This is a genomic window from Devosia sp. (assembly GCF_014860165.1).
Classification (GTDB): domain Bacteria; phylum Pseudomonadota; class Alphaproteobacteria; order Rhizobiales; family Devosiaceae; genus Devosia.
In genome coordinates, this window is record NZ_JACZKG010000017.1 from 16084 (window position 1) to 32163 (window position 16080).

The 16080-nt window shown below is 63.1% G+C and carries 13 protein-coding genes; 9 read left to right on the forward strand and 4 right to left on the reverse strand.

Annotated features, from left to right (window positions below; all coding sequences use genetic code 11):
• Positions 1–36: 36 nt before the first annotated feature.
• From IH615_RS04440 to IH615_RS04455, 4 genes are read right to left on the reverse strand one after another with little or no spacing between them, the layout of a single operon-like run.
• Entirely contained in the window at positions 37–1884 is a 1848-nt protein-coding gene (locus tag IH615_RS04440) for an extracellular solute-binding protein (RefSeq protein ID WP_291360148.1), read from the reverse strand.
• 49 nt (positions 1885–1933) lie between these two features.
• Entirely contained in the window at positions 1934–3562 is a 1629-nt protein-coding gene (locus IH615_RS04445) for an ABC transporter ATP-binding protein (RefSeq protein ID WP_291360149.1), read from the reverse strand.
• The gene (locus tag IH615_RS04450) at positions 3559–4701 is read right to left on the reverse strand and encodes an ABC transporter permease (protein ID WP_291360150.1); all 1143 of its coding nucleotides are present in this window, start codon (positions 4699–4701) and stop codon (positions 3559–3561) included. Before IH615_RS04450 ends, IH615_RS04445 begins: the two co-directional genes overlap by 4 nt.
• Positions 4698–5792 (reverse strand): microcin C ABC transporter permease YejB, encoded by a 1095-nt coding sequence (locus IH615_RS04455; RefSeq protein WP_291360152.1) that lies wholly within the window; start codon positions 5790–5792, stop codon positions 4698–4700. The genes IH615_RS04450 and IH615_RS04455 overlap by 4 nt, the downstream gene beginning before the upstream one ends.
• Before the next feature lie 201 nt (positions 5793–5993).
• On the opposite strand from IH615_RS04455, the gene IH615_RS04460 reads away from it, so the two are divergent.
• The 9 genes from IH615_RS04460 (at position 5994) to IH615_RS04500 (ending at position 16072) form a co-directional block, all read left to right on the forward strand.
• Positions 5994–6227, forward strand: coding sequence for a hypothetical protein (locus tag IH615_RS04460; RefSeq protein WP_291360154.1), 234 nt, complete (start codon positions 5994–5996; stop codon positions 6225–6227).
• 122 nt (positions 6228–6349) lie between these two features.
• Positions 6350–6949 (forward strand): AprI/Inh family metalloprotease inhibitor, encoded by a 600-nt coding sequence (locus tag IH615_RS04465; RefSeq protein WP_291360155.1) that lies wholly within the window; start codon positions 6350–6352, stop codon positions 6947–6949.
• A 207-nt stretch (positions 6950–7156) separates the two neighbouring features.
• Positions 7157–8305, forward strand: a complete 1149-nt coding sequence (gene zapE, locus IH615_RS04470; protein WP_291360156.1) for a cell division protein ZapE — start codon at positions 7157–7159, stop codon at positions 8303–8305.
• Positions 8306–8556: 251 nt separating this feature from the next.
• Positions 8557–9519 carry a malate dehydrogenase gene (mdh, locus tag IH615_RS04475; RefSeq protein WP_291360157.1) on the forward strand — a complete coding sequence of 321 codons (963 nt, stop codon included), beginning with the start codon at positions 8557–8559 and terminating at the stop codon, positions 9517–9519.
• Positions 9520–9681: 162 nt separating this feature from the next.
• Positions 9682–10875 (forward strand): ADP-forming succinate--CoA ligase subunit beta, encoded by a 1194-nt coding sequence (gene sucC, locus IH615_RS04480; RefSeq protein ID WP_291360158.1) that lies wholly within the window; start codon positions 9682–9684, stop codon positions 10873–10875.
• Between the two features lie 4 nt (positions 10876–10879).
• Entirely contained in the window at positions 10880–11407 is a 528-nt protein-coding gene (locus IH615_RS04485) for a hypothetical protein (RefSeq protein ID WP_291360159.1), read from the forward strand.
• A 1-nt stretch (position 11408) separates the two neighbouring features.
• Positions 11409–11786, forward strand: coding sequence for a cupin domain-containing protein (locus tag IH615_RS04490; RefSeq protein WP_291360160.1), 378 nt, complete (start codon positions 11409–11411; stop codon positions 11784–11786).
• 8 nt (positions 11787–11794) lie between these two features.
• The gene (gene sucD / locus IH615_RS04495) at positions 11795–12700 is read left to right on the forward strand and encodes a succinate--CoA ligase subunit alpha (RefSeq protein WP_291360162.1); all 906 of its coding nucleotides are present in this window, start codon (positions 11795–11797) and stop codon (positions 12698–12700) included.
• A 369-nt stretch (positions 12701–13069) separates the two neighbouring features.
• Positions 13070–16072: a 2-oxoglutarate dehydrogenase E1 component gene (locus IH615_RS04500; protein WP_291360164.1), complete on the forward strand. Its 3003-nt coding sequence runs from the start codon at positions 13070–13072 to the stop codon at positions 16070–16072.
• The last annotated feature ends 8 nt before the right edge of the window (positions 16073–16080 follow it).

The following is a 16080-nucleotide window of genomic DNA, read 5'->3' on the forward strand; positions in this document are numbered from 1 at the left end:
TGGGCGGGTGACGTCTGCAGCGGTCCTATGAGCTCGCTACTGGCTCGCCCCACCCGTCTTGGCCGCTTTCTCCGAGTCCCACCACCAGATCGTCGGGAAACCGCTCGAGAATTCGGGCAGGGTCTCGGGGTGACTGAAACGGTTCCAGCGGGCGATGCGGGAATTGCGCAGGCTGTAGCTGGGCACGATGTAGTGATTGTGCAGCAGCACGCGGTCGATGGCCTTGGCGATGGCAGTCTGGGTGTCGCGATCATCGGCGACGACCAGCTTGTCGATCAGCGCATCGATGGCCGGATTCTCGATGCCGGCATAGTTCTGGCTGCCTTCTTCATTGGCGGCGGCGGAGCCGAAGAAGAAGCGCTGCTCGTTGCCCGGCGAGAAGGACTGGGTCCAGCCAGTATAGAGCACGTCGAAATCGAACGAGCGGGCGCGGTTGATATATTGCGGGCTGTCGACGGTGCGCACGGTGGCGGCGACGCCGATCTGGGCCAGGTTGGTGACGAGGTTGGCTGCGACCGGCTCGATGGTGGGTCCGTTGAGCAGGATCTCGAAGCTGAACTGGGTGCCGGTCGCATCGACAAGGCGATTGCCGTCGAGGGTGTAGCCGGCCTCGTTGAAGAGGCGCAAAGCGGTGCGCAGATTTTCGCGAAGTTTGGCGGGGTCGCCGCTGACGGGGTTGGTGTAGGGTTCGGTGAAGACTGTTGGCGGCACCAGGTCCTTGATCGAATTGAGCACTTCGAGCTCTTCCCCCTCGGGCAGGCCGGTGGCCTTGAAGGGCAGGCCGAAGAAGTAGCTGTCGACGCGCTCGTACTGGTTGAAGAACAGGGTGTTGCTCAGCTCCTCGAAATCGAAGGCGTAGTTGAGCGCCTCGCGGACACGGATATCCTGGAATTTCTCGCGGCGCAGATTGGGGACGAAACCGAGCCCTATGCCGGAGCCGGCATAGTCCTGCGGAAAGAGTTCGAGGACGACACGACCCTCGGCGACAGCAGGGAAATCATAGGCGGTGGCCCAGCGGCGTGCGGTGTTTTCCCACCACCAGTCGAACTGGTCACCCTTGAAGGCCTCGAACTGCACCGTCAGATCGAGGAAATATTCGTATCTGAACTCGTCGAAATTGTTGTGGCCGACCTGAGTCGGGTGGTCGTTGCCCCAATAGTCCTCGACGCGCTTGTAGATGAGCGTGCGGCCGGCATCGAAGCTGTCGAGCCGATAGGGGCCTGAGCCCAGCGGGGGCTCGAGCGTCGACTCGGCGATATTGCGGGCATTGCCCTTGGCATCGGTGCCCTCCCACCAATGCTGGGGCAGCACCATCAACTGGCCCAGGATGAGCGGCAGCTCGCGATTGCCGGTCTGGTCGAAGGTGAAAGTGACCTCGCCGGGGGCGGTCACTTCGGCCTTGGTGATGTTGATATAGTATTGCTTGCGGTCGGGATTGAGCTCGATCAGCTTTTCGAACGACCAGACCACGTCCTCGGCGGTAACGGGTTCGCCGTCGTGCCAGCGCGCGTCCGGATCCATGCGGAAGGTCACCGCGCCGTAGTCCGGGGCGATCTTGAAGCTCTCGGCCAGCAGCCCGTAATAGGTGTTTATCTCGTCCAGATTGGGCGTCATCAGCGTCTCGTAGATGAGGCCGATGCCACTGGCAGGATCGCCCTTGGGCAGGATGGGGTTGAAGGTGTCGAAGCCGCCCATGGCGCCCTGGCGTACGACGCCGCCCTTGGGGGCATCGACATTGACATAGTCGAAATGGGTGTAGCCGGCGGGATATTTCGGTTCGCCTTCCATGTTGAAGGCGTGGCTCCACGTATCGGTCGGCGTCTGCGCCAGTGCTGGCGCTGCCAAGCCGATCAGCAGGGCGGCCAGAGCGGGTATGAACTTCATCGGACGGCTCCGGAATTGCAATTGTCTGCCAGCAGACTAGGGGGAATTGTCACGGTGTGACAGGGGGCGCCGGATCAAGACTTTGCGGGCCGATGACGGTGAGGTCGAAGGCCGCGGCGATCAGCGCCCTGGTGTAGTCGGACCGGGGCGCGGCGAAGATATCGGCAGCGGGCCCGTGCTCGACAATCTTGCCGTCGCGCATCACGATCAGCTGGTTGGCCAGCGCGCGAACCACCTTGAGATCGTGCGAAATGAACAGGTAGGTGAGGCCGCGGCGCTGCTGGATGTCGCGCAGCAGATCGACCACCTGCGCCTGGATGGAGACATCGAGCGCCGAGGTCGGCTCGTCCAGCACGACGAATTTGGGCTCCAGCACCATGGCGCGGGCAATGGCGATGCGCTGGCGCTGACCGCCGGAGAATTCGTGCGGGTAGCGAAAGCGTGTCGCGGGCGCCAGGCCGACTTCCTCGAGCGCCCTGACAACGCGGGCATCGCGCTCGGCGGCGCCGATCTGGGGGAAATGCACGGCCAGCCCCTCGCCGATGATCTGGTCAACCGACAGGCGCGGGCTCAGCGAGCCGAAGGGGTCCTGAAAGACGATCTGCATGTCTGAGCGCAGCGGCCGCATGGCTTTCCACGAACGGCCCTGGAGCTGGTTGCCGAGCACGACGATGCGGCCGTCCGACGGCAGCAGGCGCAGCAGGGCGTAGCCAAGCGTGGATTTGCCCGAACCGCTTTCGCCGACCACGCCCAGGGTTTCTCCGCGGCGGATGGAGAGGTCGACGCCGTCGACGGCCTTGATGTGGCCCACCGTGCGGCGAAGGAGTCCGCGCTTGACCGGGAACCAGACCTTGAGATCGGCAACATCGACGATGCTGGGGGCCGCGGGATCGGAAGCGGGCGGATTGCCGCGTGGCTCGGCAGCCAGCAGGTGCCTGGTATAGGCGTGTTGCGGGGTGGCGAAGATCGATGCCACCGGCCCGGTCTCGACGATTTCGCCTGATGTCATGATGCAGACTCGGTCGGCAATGCGTTTGACGATGCCCAGATCGTGGGTGATGAACAGCATGGCCATGCCGAGGCGGCTTTGCAGGTCCTTGAGCAGGGTCAGGATCTGCGCCTGCACGGTGACGTCGAGCGCGGTGGTGGGTTCGTCGGCGATCAGCAGGTCGGGCTCGTTGGCGAGCGCCATGGCGATCATCACCCGCTGGCGCTGACCGCCGGACAACTGATGCGGATAGGCGCCAAGACGGCCGGCGGGATCGGGAATGCCCACGGCATCGAGCAGCTCGAGCGTGCGCTTGCGGGCGGCGGTGGCACGTAGGCCGCGATGGATCGCCAGCACCTCGCCGATCTGCCGCTCGACGGTATGGACCGGATTGAGCGAACTCATCGGCTCCTGGAAGATCATGGAGATGTCATTGCCACGCACGGCGCGCAATTCGGCCGGCGGGGCGGTCACCAGGTTCTGACCCTTGAACAGGATCTGGCCGGACAGTTTCGCGGTCGGCGGCAGGAGCTTGAGCACCGACAGCGCCGTGACGGACTTGCCCGAGCCGCTTTCGCCGACAAGGGCCACCGTTTCACCGGGGGCGATGTCGAAGGAGACGCCGCGGGTGGCGGCGTTGGCGCCGAAGGCCACGGTGAGATCGCGGATGGAGAGCAGGGGGGCGGTCATGCCATCGCCTTGCGCGGATCGAAGGCGTCGCGCACGGCTTCGCCGATGAAGACCAGGAGCGTCATCAGGATGGCAATGGCGAAAAAGCCGGTGAGGCCAAGCCAGGGCGCCTGAAGATTCTCCTTGCCCTGGAACAGCAGGTCGCCCAGCGACGGGGTGCCGACTTCGAGGCCCAGCCCGAGCAGGTCGAGCGAGGTCAGCGTCACCACCGAACCGGACAGGATGAAAGGCATGAAGGTGAGCGTTGCCACCATGGCATTGGGCAGCAGGTGCCGGAACATGATGGTCATGTTGGAGACACCCAGCGCCCGCGCGGCGGCGATATACTCGAAATTGCGCCCGCGCAGGAATTCGGCGCGCACGATTCCCACCAGCGAGACCCAGGAAAACAGGAGCAATATGCCCAGCAGCACCCAGAAACTGGGAGCGATGACGCTGGAGACGATCAGCAGCAGGTAGAGCGCCGGCACCGAGGTCCAGATTTCGATGACGCGCTGGAAGATGAGATCGATCCAGCCGCCGAAATAGCCCTGCACGGCACCGGCGAGGAGGCCGATGATCGAGGAGAGGATAGTGAGCGTGAAGCCGAACAGGATCGAGATGCGGACGCCGTAGAGCAGGCGCGCCAGCACGTCATGGGCTTCGCCGTCGGTACCCAGCCAATGATAGGTGCCCCAGCTGCAGCCGGGGTCGTCCGCCCCCAGCGGGTAGCGGGCACAGGCTTCGTCGCGGCTCAGCAGCCAGCTGGGCGGGGTGGCGCCGGAGCCGGGTTGATAGCCGTCGACGGTATTGTAGCTGAAGCGGACGGGTGGCCAGATGGTCCAGCCATTGGCCTCGATCTCGGAAGCGATGAAGGGATCGCGGTAATTGGTGTTGGCGAGGAAGCCGCCGAACTTGGCTTCGGGATAGTCGACGATGGCCGGGAACAGCAATTCGCCCTTGTAGGACGCGATGATCGGCCGGTCATTGGCGATGAATTCGGAGCCCAGGGTCAGCATGAAGCAGGCGAGGAAGATCCACAGCGACCAGTAGCCCCGGCGATTGTTGCGGAAATTGTCCAGCCGGCGCTGGTTGAGCGGCGTCAGGAAGCGCCTGCGCGGCATGGCGCTGCTTGCCGCCTGGCTGGCCACGTCGCTCATACTTCGCGGCTTTCGAAATCGAGGCGGGGATCGACCCACATATAGGCGAGATCGGAGATGAGGGCGATGACCAGGCCGAGCAGGCTGAAGACATAGAGCGTGGCAAAGACCACGGGATAATCGCGATTGGAGACCGACTGGAAACCGAGCAGGCCCAGCCCGTCGAGCGAGAAGATGGTCTCGATCAGCAGCGAACCGCCGAAGAAGGCGCCGATGAAGGCGCCGGGGAAGCTGGCGATTATGAGCATCATGGCGTTGCGGAAAACGTGGCGGTAGAGCACCTGGTTTTCCGTCAGCCCCTTGGCTCGGGCGGTGGTGACATATTGCTTGCCGATTTCGTCGATGAACGAGTTCTTGGTCAGCAGCGTGGTGGTGGCGAAGGCGCCCAGGCCCATGGCGATGATGGGCAGCACCAGGTGCCAGAAATAGTCGAGGATCTGCCGCCACCAGGGAAAACTGTCAAATCCCGGTGAGGTCAGGCCGCGCAGCGGAAAGATCGACCAGAAGCTGCCACCGGCAAAAAGGATAACCAGGGCTATCGCGATCAGGAAGCCGGGAATGGCATAGCCCATGATGACCACGGTCGAGGTCCAGACATCGAAGCGGGAGCCATCGGTGACGGCCTTCTTGATGCCGAGGGGGATGGAGACACCATAGGCGATCAGCGTCATCCACAGGCCCAGCGAGATGGAAACGGGCATTTTCTCGAGGATAAGGTCGATGACGGAGATGTCGCGGTAATAGCTCTCGCCGAAGTCGAAGCGCAGGTAGTTCCACAGCATCATGCCGAAGCGCTCGAGCGGTGGCTTGTCGAAGCCGAACTGCTTTTCGATGCGCGCCACCAGTTCGGGCGACAGGCCCTGTGATCCGCGATAGGCGGACTTGTTGCCCTGGCCGGGCTGGGCGGCGAAGTCGCCGGCGGCGTCGCCGGTGATGCGCGAGGCCATGGAGGAATTCTGGCCGGAGATGTTGGCCAGCGCCTGCTCGACGGGGCCGCCAGGGGCGAATTGGGTGATGACGAACGAGATGGCCATGATGCCGAAGATGGTCGGGATCATCAGCAGCAGGCGGCGAAGGATATAGGCGCCCATCGGTTCTCCGCGCAGGCTGTGGTCCGTGGAGCAAACGCCTGGACAATCCGGCCGGCAAATCACCATGCGGTGAGACGGCTTGCCGCGAATGCAACACTTTGACGACGGCTTGGCAAGGCGGGTGTGGGGCCAAGCTCGCCCTGGGGGCTTGCCCTGGGCAGCCGCGCCGTTCAACATCGCATTCCAGTTGCGGAGCGCCTCATGGCCTATCAGATCATCGCCCATGTCAAGAATCCCTCGCAGGCGCGGGCGCTGGTGGTGGCGTTGCGGGCCTATGGATTCAGTCCGCTGGAGCAGGGCGATGGCGGGCTGCCCGGAGTGAATGGTCTGTTCGGGTCCGAAGGCGTGCCGGTGCAGGTTCCGGAAGATGAAGCAGCCGATGCAACCGTTCTGGCCCGCGACCTGTTAAAGGAAATGGCGGCGTCCGACCCCTAAAACGCCACATTGATAGTGGTTGGTGCACAAGCGGACCGGGCGGTTGAACGCAACGCGGCCTTTGGCTATAAGCCAGCCGAGCTGTTAACCTTTATTAAGCCTTCGGGCAGGAGCGAGACCCCATGACGGTTTGGATACGCGGATCGTTGTCCGCGGTAGGCGTGGCGGCAATCGCCGTTGTGCTGGCGGCATGTCAGTCCACCGGGTCCAACACGGCCAACCTGAATACCATCGGCGCCCCGGCGCAGTTGCAGGCCGTGCCCAATTCGACGGTGCAGCAGGGCACCCTGCCGGCTATTGGCGCCACCGGCACTCCGGCGCCGGGCCTTTCCGGCCAGCCCGTGCTGGGCGGCGTCCCCGCCAACCAGACGGCCATGGCCACGACCGGCGCGACGCCGTCCATCGTGTCACTCGATCCGCTGGCCCAGCCCGTGGCTGGCGGCATGAGCACCGGCCCTGAAGGGGCCTGGAATGTCGCGGCGGGTACAGCGACCTGTCGGATCAACCTGCCGATGACCGCCAAGACCGGCACCAGCTATTACCGCGCCTCCGCGCCGGGTTGCACCGTGCCGCAGATCGCCTCGGTTACCGGCTGGCAGCAGGTGGGCAGCCAGTTGCAGCTCTATGATGAGAACGGCAACATCGCCGCGTTCCTGGCTCCGTCAGGCGGGCGCTATATCGGGACCATGGGTGGCGGCCAGGCCATCTCGATGTCCCGCTAGTTTTCGGTGAAGCCGGCCTGTAAATGGCCGGCTTCTGCGCTTCCTAAATGTCCAGTAGACCTCATGGTGAGCCTGTCGAACCACGAGGTCGTGCCCGCATCGTGCCACGACCTCGTCCTTCGACAAGCTCAGGATGAGGTCTGCTGAGAGTTCTTCTGTTTGCCTTCGCGCCCCGCACGCTCCGCCCCCGCAGCATCATCCGGCCCCGTGACCGCCGCCTATTTGGCACTGGCGGAGCGTGGCGTGCTGGTTGCCGATCCGGCGCAGCGGGAGGCGGCGGGGCTGCTCGATGGCGTGCTGGCCGGTGTTGCGGCGGAGCGGCCGAAAGGTCTGATCGGCAAGCTCTTCGACAAGGCCGAGCCGGTGCGCGGACTTTACCTGCATGGCGAAGTGGGGCGCGGCAAGACCATGCTGATGGACCTGTTCTTTGCCGCAGTGCCGATCAAGCAGAAGCGTCGGGTGCATTTCCATGAATTCATGGACGAGATGCATGCCGGCATGGCGGCGTTTCGCAAGAGCAAGACGGGCAAGGATGCCGATCCGGTCGAGGCGGTGGTCAAGCCCATCGTCAGATCCGGACTGCGCCTGCTCTGTCTTGACGAATTCCACGTGCATGACATCACCAATGCCATGCTGCTCTACCGGCTGTTCGACAAGCTGTTCGCCCAGGGCGTGACGCTGGTGGCGACGTCCAATGTTGCGCCGGACCAGCTCTACAAGGACGGGCTCAATCGCCAGCTGTTCCTGCCATTCATCGAACTGCTCAAGCAGCACACTGTCGTCGAGGAACTGCCGGCGGCGCGGGACTATCGGCGCATGAAATTTGCCGGGCAGCATGTCTATGCCTTTGGCACGGGTCCGGAGGCGCGCGCCGCGATGGACCAGTTATGGCTGCGCATCACGGGGGGCGAGCCGGGTCATCCCGATGTGGTCGAGAGCATCGGCAGGCAAATCCACGTGCCGCTGGCGGCCATGGGCGCGGCGCGGTTCGGCTTTGCCGACCTCTGCGAGAAGCCGCTGGGCTCGCGCGACTTCGTGCGCATCTCCCACCAGTTCGATTCCATCCTCATCGATGGCGTGCCGCAGATGGACCGGACGAAGTCCGATGCTGCCAAGCGGTTTATCCTTTTGATCGACAACCTCTATGACCGGGGTGTGAAACTGGGCGCCAGCTTTGCCGTGCCGCTGGAGCAGCTGGGCAGGGATGACAAGACGGCGTTCGAATTCCAGCGCACGATCTCGCGGCTCGATGAGATGCAGTCGGAGGAGTATCTGGGCAAGGGCTTGCGGGACGAGCCGAGCGAAGGTGCCGGCCCGGATCAAACCGCATCCACCGCGCGTCACCCTCCGGCTTGACCCGAGGGCTCTACACCAGCTGTGCGTCTGGCCAGTACAGTGCCCTCGGGTCAGGCCCGAGGGTGACGGCCGGTGGGTGGGGCTGGTGTTGCGTTCCAACGTTTGCCCAAGATGGGCACTTGCCCATCCGGCATCACCCCTTCGCCCATCAGCAAGGGCCAAAACGGCTTTAAGACGAAGGGTTCACTTGCCCCTCCGGACCGACAGGGTTAAGAGGTGCGCCAATTCAACGCAGTCTGGGATGAGGACTTATGGCGCGCAAGAAGATCGCTCTTATTGGCTCGGGTCAGATCGGCGGCACGCTCGCCCTGCTGGCAGCGCAAAAGGAACTCGGCGATATCGTCATGTTCGACGTCGTCGAGGGCGTCGGTCCCGGCAAGGCGCTCGATATTGCGCAGTCGGCGCCGGCCCAGGGCCTGGCCGCGTCGCTCAAGGGTACCTCCGAATACAAGGATATTGCCGGCGCCGATGTGGTGATCGTCACGGCCGGCGTGCCGCGCAAGCCGGGCATGAGCCGCGATGACCTGCTGGAAATCAACCTCAAGGTGATGGAACAGGTGGGCGCGGGCATTTCCAAATATGCCAAGGACGCCTTCGTCATCTGCATCACCAACCCGCTCGATGCGATGGTCTGGGCGCTGCAGAAGTTTTCGGGCCTGCCCACCAACAAGGTGATCGGCATGGCCGGCGTGCTCGACAGCTCGCGCTTCATCCACTTCATCGCCGAAGAACTGGGCGTTTCGACCGAGGACGTGACGGCCTTCGTGCTGGGCGGCCATGGCGACACCATGGTGCCGCTGACCCGCTATTCCACAGTGGCCGGCATTCCGCTGACCGACGTGGTCAAGATGGGCTGGATGAGCAAGGAAAAGCTCGACGCCATCGTGCAGCGCACCCGTGATGGCGGCGCCGAGATCGTCGGCCTGCTCAAGACCGGTTCGGCCTTCTATGCGCCCGCAGCTTCCGCCATTGCGATGGCCGAGAGCTATCTCAAGGACAAGAAGCGCGTGTTGCCGTCGGCTGCGTTCCTCAACGGCGAATATGGCGTCAAGGGCACCTATGTCGGCGTGCCCGTCGTCATCGGTGCCGGTGGCGCCGAGAAGGTCATCGAGATTTCGCTGAACTCGGCTGAGCAGAAGGCGTTCGACAAGTCCGTCGGCGCCGTCGAAGGGCTGATCGAGGCCTGCAAGAAGATCGCGCCGAAGCTCGCCTGATGGTGCTCTGAAAGCCCCCGCCGGGCGTCTAGCGCGGCTCTCTGCGCTTCCGGTGCTCACGTATCCAAAGATACGCTCCGCTCCGGTTCTCGAAATCCACGCCATCCGCCGCGGCGGATGGCTCCCAGAGCACCATCAGGTGCCTCACGAAGGGTCAAGACAATGAATATCCATGAACATCAGGCCAAAGAGCTGCTGAAATCCTACGGCGCGCCGGTCGCTGCCGGTGTGGCGATTTTCTCGGCGGATGAAGCCGAGGCGGCTGCCAAGTCGCTGCCGGGTCCGCTCTATGTGGTCAAGAGCCAGATCCATGCCGGCGGGCGCGGCAAGGGCAAGTTCAAGGAACTGGGCCCCGACGCCAAGGGTGGCGTTCGCCTGGCCAAGTCGATCGAGGACGTGGTCAAGAACGCCCGGGAAATGCTGGGCAATACGCTGGTGACCAAGCAGACCGGCGATGCCGGCAAGCAGGTCAACCGCCTCTATATCGAGGACGGCGCTGACATTGCCCGCGAACTCTATTGCTCGCTGCTGGTCGACCGCTCGACCGGCCGCGTCTCCTTCGTGGTCTCCACTGAAGGCGGCATGGATATCGAGGCCGTGGCCGAGCATACGCCCGAGAAGATCATCGCCGTCGATATCGACCCGATGGCCGGCGTCACGGCTGCCAATGTCGACGAGATCGTCACCGCGCTCAAGCTCGAGGGCGATGCCAAGGCCGATGCGGCCAAGCTGTTCCCGATCCTCTACAAGGCGTTCACCGAAACCGACATGAGCCTGTTGGAAGTGAACCCGCTGATCGTGATGACCGACGGCCACCTGCGTGTGCTCGATGCCAAGGTCAGCTTCGACAACAATGCCGCCTTCCGCCACGAAGAGCTCAAGGCGCTGCGTGACCTCAGCGAAGAAGACGCCAAGGAAATCGAGGCCAGCAAGTTCGACCTCGCCTATGTGGCGCTCGACGGCAATATCGGCTGCATGGTCAATGGTGCGGGCCTGGCCATGTCCACCATGGACATTATCAAGCTCTATGGCGCCGAGCCGGCGAACTTCCTCGATGTGGGCGGTGGCGCCTCCAAGGAGAAGGTAACGGCGGCGTTCAAGATCATCACGGCCGATCCGGCGGTGAAGGGCATCCTGGTCAATATCTTCGGCGGCATCATGCGCTGCGACGTCATCGCCGAAGGCGTGATCGCCGCGGTCAAGGAAGTGGGCCTCACGGTGCCGCTGGTGGTTCGCCTCGAAGGCACCAATGTCAAGGAAGGCAAGGCCATCCTCGACCAGTCCGGCCTCAACGTGATCTCGGCCGACGACCTCGACGACGCCGCCCAGAAGATCGTCAAGGCGGTCCAGGGCTAGCGCCATGCGCGCCGGTCTCGCCCTTATTGCTGCATTCTGCCTCTGCGCGACGCCGGTCGTGGCGCAGGGCAAGACCAAGGCGGGTGCCGTGCCGCAGAGCGTGCAGGCGCTGGAAATGTGCGAGACCTTTGCAAAGGGCGACGTGCTGGCGGTGGAAGCGGCCATCGAGAAGGGCTGGGACGCCTACGAAGAAACCGCCGAAAGCCCCTATGTGAAGTCCTATTCGGGCAGCAAGGAATTGCCGGGCATCGGCTACGCGACGATGTTCGCGCTGGTCGAGGACTATCCGAACAACACTTTCGGCTACTGCCGGGTGGATGTGACCGAGGTCACCGGCGATGCGGGCGTTGCCGTGCAGTCGATCCAGAATCTCGACCGCTACGAGGGCCAGGCGATCCAGAACAGCGATGGCACCTTTGCCAGCCTCACCGGCAAAACCGACAAGAACCGGATGCTGCTGACCCACCTGGCCGGCGGCTCGTTCGTGATCCAGCTGTCCATCATCACGCCCAAGGCCGGGGTGGACGAGTAACATGGCGGTTCCGCGCAAGATCAATCTCGTCAGCGCTGCCGAGAGCCAGATCAATGGCGTCTGGCAGCCTCATATTGCCGGCGACATCAATGACAGCCAGGTCAAGATCACCAAGTTCGGCGAGGTCTTCGACTGGCATGCGCATGTCCAGGAGGACGAGGGTTTCCTCGTGCTCAAGGGGCGCATCGCCATCGATTTTCGCGACGGTGTGGTCGAACTGGGCGAAGGCGATTTCCTCGTCGTGCCGCGCGGCGTCGAGCATCGTCCACGCGCCCTGACATCAGAGCCCATCGTGCTCATGGTGGAGCCATCCACCACCCTCAACACCGGCGATGCGCAGAGCGCATTGACCGTTACCCAACTCAATCGACTTCAATAGGAAGAGCCATGTCCATCCTCGTCAACAAAGACACAAGGGTTCTCGTACAGGGCCTGACCGGCAAGACCGGGACGTTCCATACCGAGCAGGCGCTGGCCTATTACGGCACCAAGATGGTGGGCGGCACCCATCCCAAGAAGGGTGGCGAGACCTGGTCGTCGGGCGTCGACGGCACCGAATTGCCGATCTTCGCCTCGGTGGCCGAAGGCAAGGAGCGCACCGGCGCCAATGCCTCGGTGATCTATGTGCCGCCTCCGGGCGCCGCTGCAGCCATCGAGGAAGCGATCGATGCCGAAATCCCGCTTATCGTCTGCATCACTGAAGGCGTGCCGGTCCTCGACATGGTGCGGGTCAAGGCGAAGCTGGAAAAATCCAAGTCGCGGCTTATTGGTCCCAACTGCCCCGGCGTGCTGACGCCTGAAGAGTGCAAGATCGGCATCATGCCGGGCTCGATCTTCTCCAAGGGCTCGGTGGGCATTGTTTCGCGCTCGGGCACGCTTACCTATGAAGCTGTGTTCCAGACCACCAATGAAGGCCTCGGCCAGACCACCGCTGTCGGTATCGGCGGCGACCCGGTCAAGGGCACCGAATTCATCGACATGCTCGAAATGTTCCTCGCCGACGAAGCCACCAAGTCGATCATCATGATCGGCGAAATCGGCGGTTCGGCCGAGGAAGATGCAGCGCAGTTCCTGATCGACGAAGCCAAGCGCGGCCGCAAGAAGCCGATGGCCGGCTTCATCGCGGGTCTGACGGCGCCCAAGGGCCGCACGATGGGCCATGCTGGTGCCGTAATTTCGGGCGGTAAGGGCGGCGCCGAAGACAAGATCGCGGCGATGGAGGCAGCGGGCATCCGCGTGTCGAAGTCGCCGGCCCGGATTGGTCGGACGCTGGCGGAAGTGCTGAAGGGTTGAGGGTCAACTCCGTCTGACACCCACCGTCATCACCCAGCTTGTCCGGGTGATCCATGGTGCGGTGCACCTGGATTGCCGGGACAAGCCCGGCAATGACGATGTAACGGCAAAGTGCGCGGGCAACGGCGCCCGTGATTGCCAGAGTACGACCAATGTCGGTCGCGCTTCGGACACAGAACGGTGTTACCCCGTTCTGGCCGGTAGCGGTTAGTATGATAATTGAGCCGCGACCCTGCTCAGGGGTCGCACCACTTAACAGGATACTAAGGATAAGCGGTCAGTATCCGACACGAAATCAGGGACCGCATGGACCGGTATGGCCGGTTCGTTGAGAAGGATGGCGGGGCGTGGGCCTCGCATGAAAAAGCGATGACACGACAGGAAAAGAACGACACGTTCTTGCTGACTTCGTTCCTCTATGGTGGGAACGCCGACTACATCGAACAACTCTATTCCCGCTACAAGACCGATCCACAGAGTGTCGACGACACCTGGAAGAGCTTCTTCTCCAAGCTCGACGACGCCGAAGGCGTCGCCCAGCAGAATGCCGAGGGCCCGAGCTGGGGCCGCAAGGACTGGCCGCAGAGCGCCAATGGCGAACTGGTCAGTGCCCTGGACGGCAATTGGGGCGACATCGCCGTCAAGACCGAAAAGGCCGTGGCCAAGAAGGCCGAGGCGATGGGCGTCGCCAGGTCCTCCGTTGCCGACGTGCTGCAGGCCACGCGCGACTCGATCCGCGCCATCATGATGATCCGTGCCTATCGCATGCGCGGGCACCTGCATGCCGATCTCGACCCGCTGAAGATGAAGGCCGATGAGCCGGCGCCAGAGCTCGACCCCAAGAGCTATGGCTTCACCGAAGCCGATTATGGCCGCAAGATCTTCATCGACAACTATCTGGGCCTGGAATACGCGACCATTCCCGAGATGCTGACGATCCTCCGACGTACCTATTGCGGTACGCTGGGCATCGAGTTCATGCATATCTCCGATCCCGAAGCCAAGCAGTGGATCCAGGAGCGCATCGAAGGTCCGGACAAGGAAATCACCTTCACCAAAGAAGGCAAGAAGGCGATCCTGTCCAAGCTGATCGAGGCGGAAGGCTTCGAGAAGTTCATCGACGTCAAATATACCGGCACCAAGCGCTTTGGCCTGGATGGCGGCGAATCCACCATTCCGGCGCTCGAGCAGATCATCAAGCGCGGTGGCGCCCTGGGCATCAAGGACATCGTGCTGGGCATGGCCCATCGCGGGCGCCTCAACGTGCTGACGCAGGTGATGGCCAAGCCGCACCGCGCGCTGTTCCACGAATTCAAGGGCGGTGCTTTCTACCCTGATGACGTCGAGGGTTCGGGCGATGTGAAGTATCACCTGGGTGCGTCCAGCGACCGCGAGTTCGACGGCAACAAGGTGCACCTGTCGCTCACGGCCAACCCCTCCCACCTCGAAATCGTCGATCCGGTGGTGCTGGGCAAGTCGCGCGCCAAGCAGGACCAGCACATTGCGCCCGATGGCAAGCTGGTCAACATTGCCACCGACGGCAAGCCCGACCGCTCGATGGTGCTGCCGCTGCTGATCCATGGCGATGCCGCCTTTGCCGGGCAGGGCGTGATCGCCGAATGCCTAGGCCTTTCCGGCCTCAAGGGTCACCGCACGGGTGGCTCGATCCACTTCGTGATCAACAACCAGATCGGTTTCACCACGAGCCCGATGTATTCGCGCTCGTCTCCCTATCCGACCGACGTCGCCAAGATGATCGAGGCACCGGTCTTCCACGTGAACGGGGACGATCCGGAGGCCGTGGTGTTCGCGGCCAAGGTCGCGGTCGAATATCGCCAGAAGTTCGGCAAGCCTGTCGTCATCGACATGTTCTGCTATCGCCGCTTCGGCCACAATGAAGGCGACGAGCCCAGCTTCACCCAGCCGCTGATGTATTCCAAGATCCGGTCGCACAAGTCGACGCTGGAGATCTATGCGGACAAGCTGGTCGCCCAGGGTCATCTGACGGTCGCCGAAATCGACAAGATGAAGGCCGACTGGCGCGCCAGGCTCGAAAGCGAGTTCGAGGCGGGGCAGGACTATCGCCCCAACAAGGCCGACTGGCTCGATGGCGCCTGGAAGGACTTCAAGCCGGCCGAGCAGGAAGGTCCGCGTCGCGGCGAAACCGGCGTCGAAATCGAACGGCTGGCCAAGATCGGCACAGCGCTGACGCGCATCCCTGAAGATTTCAACGTCCACAAGACGGTCAAGCGCTTCATGGACAACCGCCTGGCCGCGATTGAATCGGGCGAGGGTATCGATTGGGCAACCGCCGAGGCTTTGGCCTTCGGTACGCTGGTGACCGACGGTCATCCGGTGCGCCTTTCGGGCCAGGATGTCGAGCGTGGCACGTTCAGCCAGCGCCACTCGGTGCTGAACGACCAGCAGGTCGACAACAAGACCTATACCCCGCTCAACAATCTCGATCCGGAACAGAGCCGCTACGAGGTCATCAACTCGATGCTCTCGGAAGAGGCGGTGCTCGGTTTCGAATATGGCTATTCGCTGGCCGAGCCGAAGGCGCTGACCATCTGGGAAGCCCAGTTCGGTGACTTCGTGAATGGCGCGCAGGTGGTGATCGACCAGTTCATCAGCTCGGGCGAACGGAAGTGGTTCCGCATGAGTGGCCTGGTGATGCTGTTGCCGCATGGCTATGAGGGGCAGGGGCCGGAGCATTCCTCCGCACGTCCCGAGCGCTTCCTGCAGCTCTGCGCCGAAGACAATATGCAGGTTGCCAACTGCACCACGCCGGCCAACTACTTCCACGCCCTGCGCCGCCAGGTGACCCGCGACTTCCGCAAGCCTTTGATCCTGATGACGCCCAAGAGCCTGCTGCGGCACAAGCGTGCCGTCTCGGGCCTCGTGGAAATGGGTCCGGATTCGTGCTTCCATCGCCTGTTGTGGGACGATGCCGAGGCTCCGGGCGCGCCAAAGACCACGATCAAGCTGGCCGCCGACGACAAGATCCGTCGCGTCGTGCTGTGCACAGGCAAGGTCTATTACGACCTGCTCGAAGATCGCGAGAAGAAGGGCATCGACGATGTGTACCTGCTGCGCATCGAGCAGCTCTATCCGTTCCCGGCCAAGGCGCTGCTGGACGAATTGAGCCGCTTCAAGAATGCCGAGATCATCTGGTGCCAGGAAGAGCCCAAGAATATGGGTGCCTGGGCCTTCATTCAGCCTTATGTTGAATGGGTATTCGACCAGATGGGCCGGACCGGGCAGCGCGTACGCTATATCGGCCGCCCGGCATCTGCCTCCACGGCGACGGGTCTGATGCGGACCCACCTGGCCCAATTGCAAGCCTTCCTCGACGAAGCCTTCGCCAACTAAAGGACAAG

Excerpts from the sequence above, each read along its gene's own strand:
- IH615_RS04500 (WP_291360164.1), top strand. The coding sequence starts at position 13,070 with ATGACACGACAGGAAAAGAACGACACGTTCTTGCTGACTTCGTTCCTC.
- mdh (WP_291360157.1), top strand. The coding sequence starts at position 8,557 with ATGGCGCGCAAGAAGATCGCTCTTATTGGCTCGGGTCAGATCGGCGGC.
- IH615_RS04455 (WP_291360152.1), bottom strand. The coding sequence starts at position 5,792 with ATGGGCGCCTATATCCTTCGCCGCCTGCTGCTGATGATCCCGACCATC.
- IH615_RS04485 (WP_291360159.1), top strand. The coding sequence starts at position 10,880 with ATGCGCGCCGGTCTCGCCCTTATTGCTGCATTCTGCCTCTGCGCGACG.
- IH615_RS04465 (WP_291360155.1), top strand. The coding sequence starts at position 6,350 with ATGACGGTTTGGATACGCGGATCGTTGTCCGCGGTAGGCGTGGCGGCA.
- IH615_RS04460 (WP_291360154.1), top strand. The coding sequence starts at position 5,994 with ATGGCCTATCAGATCATCGCCCATGTCAAGAATCCCTCGCAGGCGCGG.
- sucC (WP_291360158.1), top strand. The coding sequence starts at position 9,682 with ATGAATATCCATGAACATCAGGCCAAAGAGCTGCTGAAATCCTACGGC.
- IH615_RS04440 (WP_291360148.1), bottom strand. The coding sequence starts at position 1,884 with ATGAAGTTCATACCCGCTCTGGCCGCCCTGCTGATCGGCTTGGCAGCG.
- IH615_RS04490 (WP_291360160.1), top strand. The coding sequence starts at position 11,409 with ATGGCGGTTCCGCGCAAGATCAATCTCGTCAGCGCTGCCGAGAGCCAG.
- IH615_RS04445 (WP_291360149.1), bottom strand. The coding sequence starts at position 3,562 with ATGACCGCCCCCCTGCTCTCCATCCGCGATCTCACCGTGGCCTTCGGC.
- IH615_RS04450 (WP_291360150.1), bottom strand. The coding sequence starts at position 4,701 with ATGAGCGACGTGGCCAGCCAGGCGGCAAGCAGCGCCATGCCGCGCAGG.
- sucD (WP_291360162.1), top strand. The coding sequence starts at position 11,795 with ATGTCCATCCTCGTCAACAAAGACACAAGGGTTCTCGTACAGGGCCTG.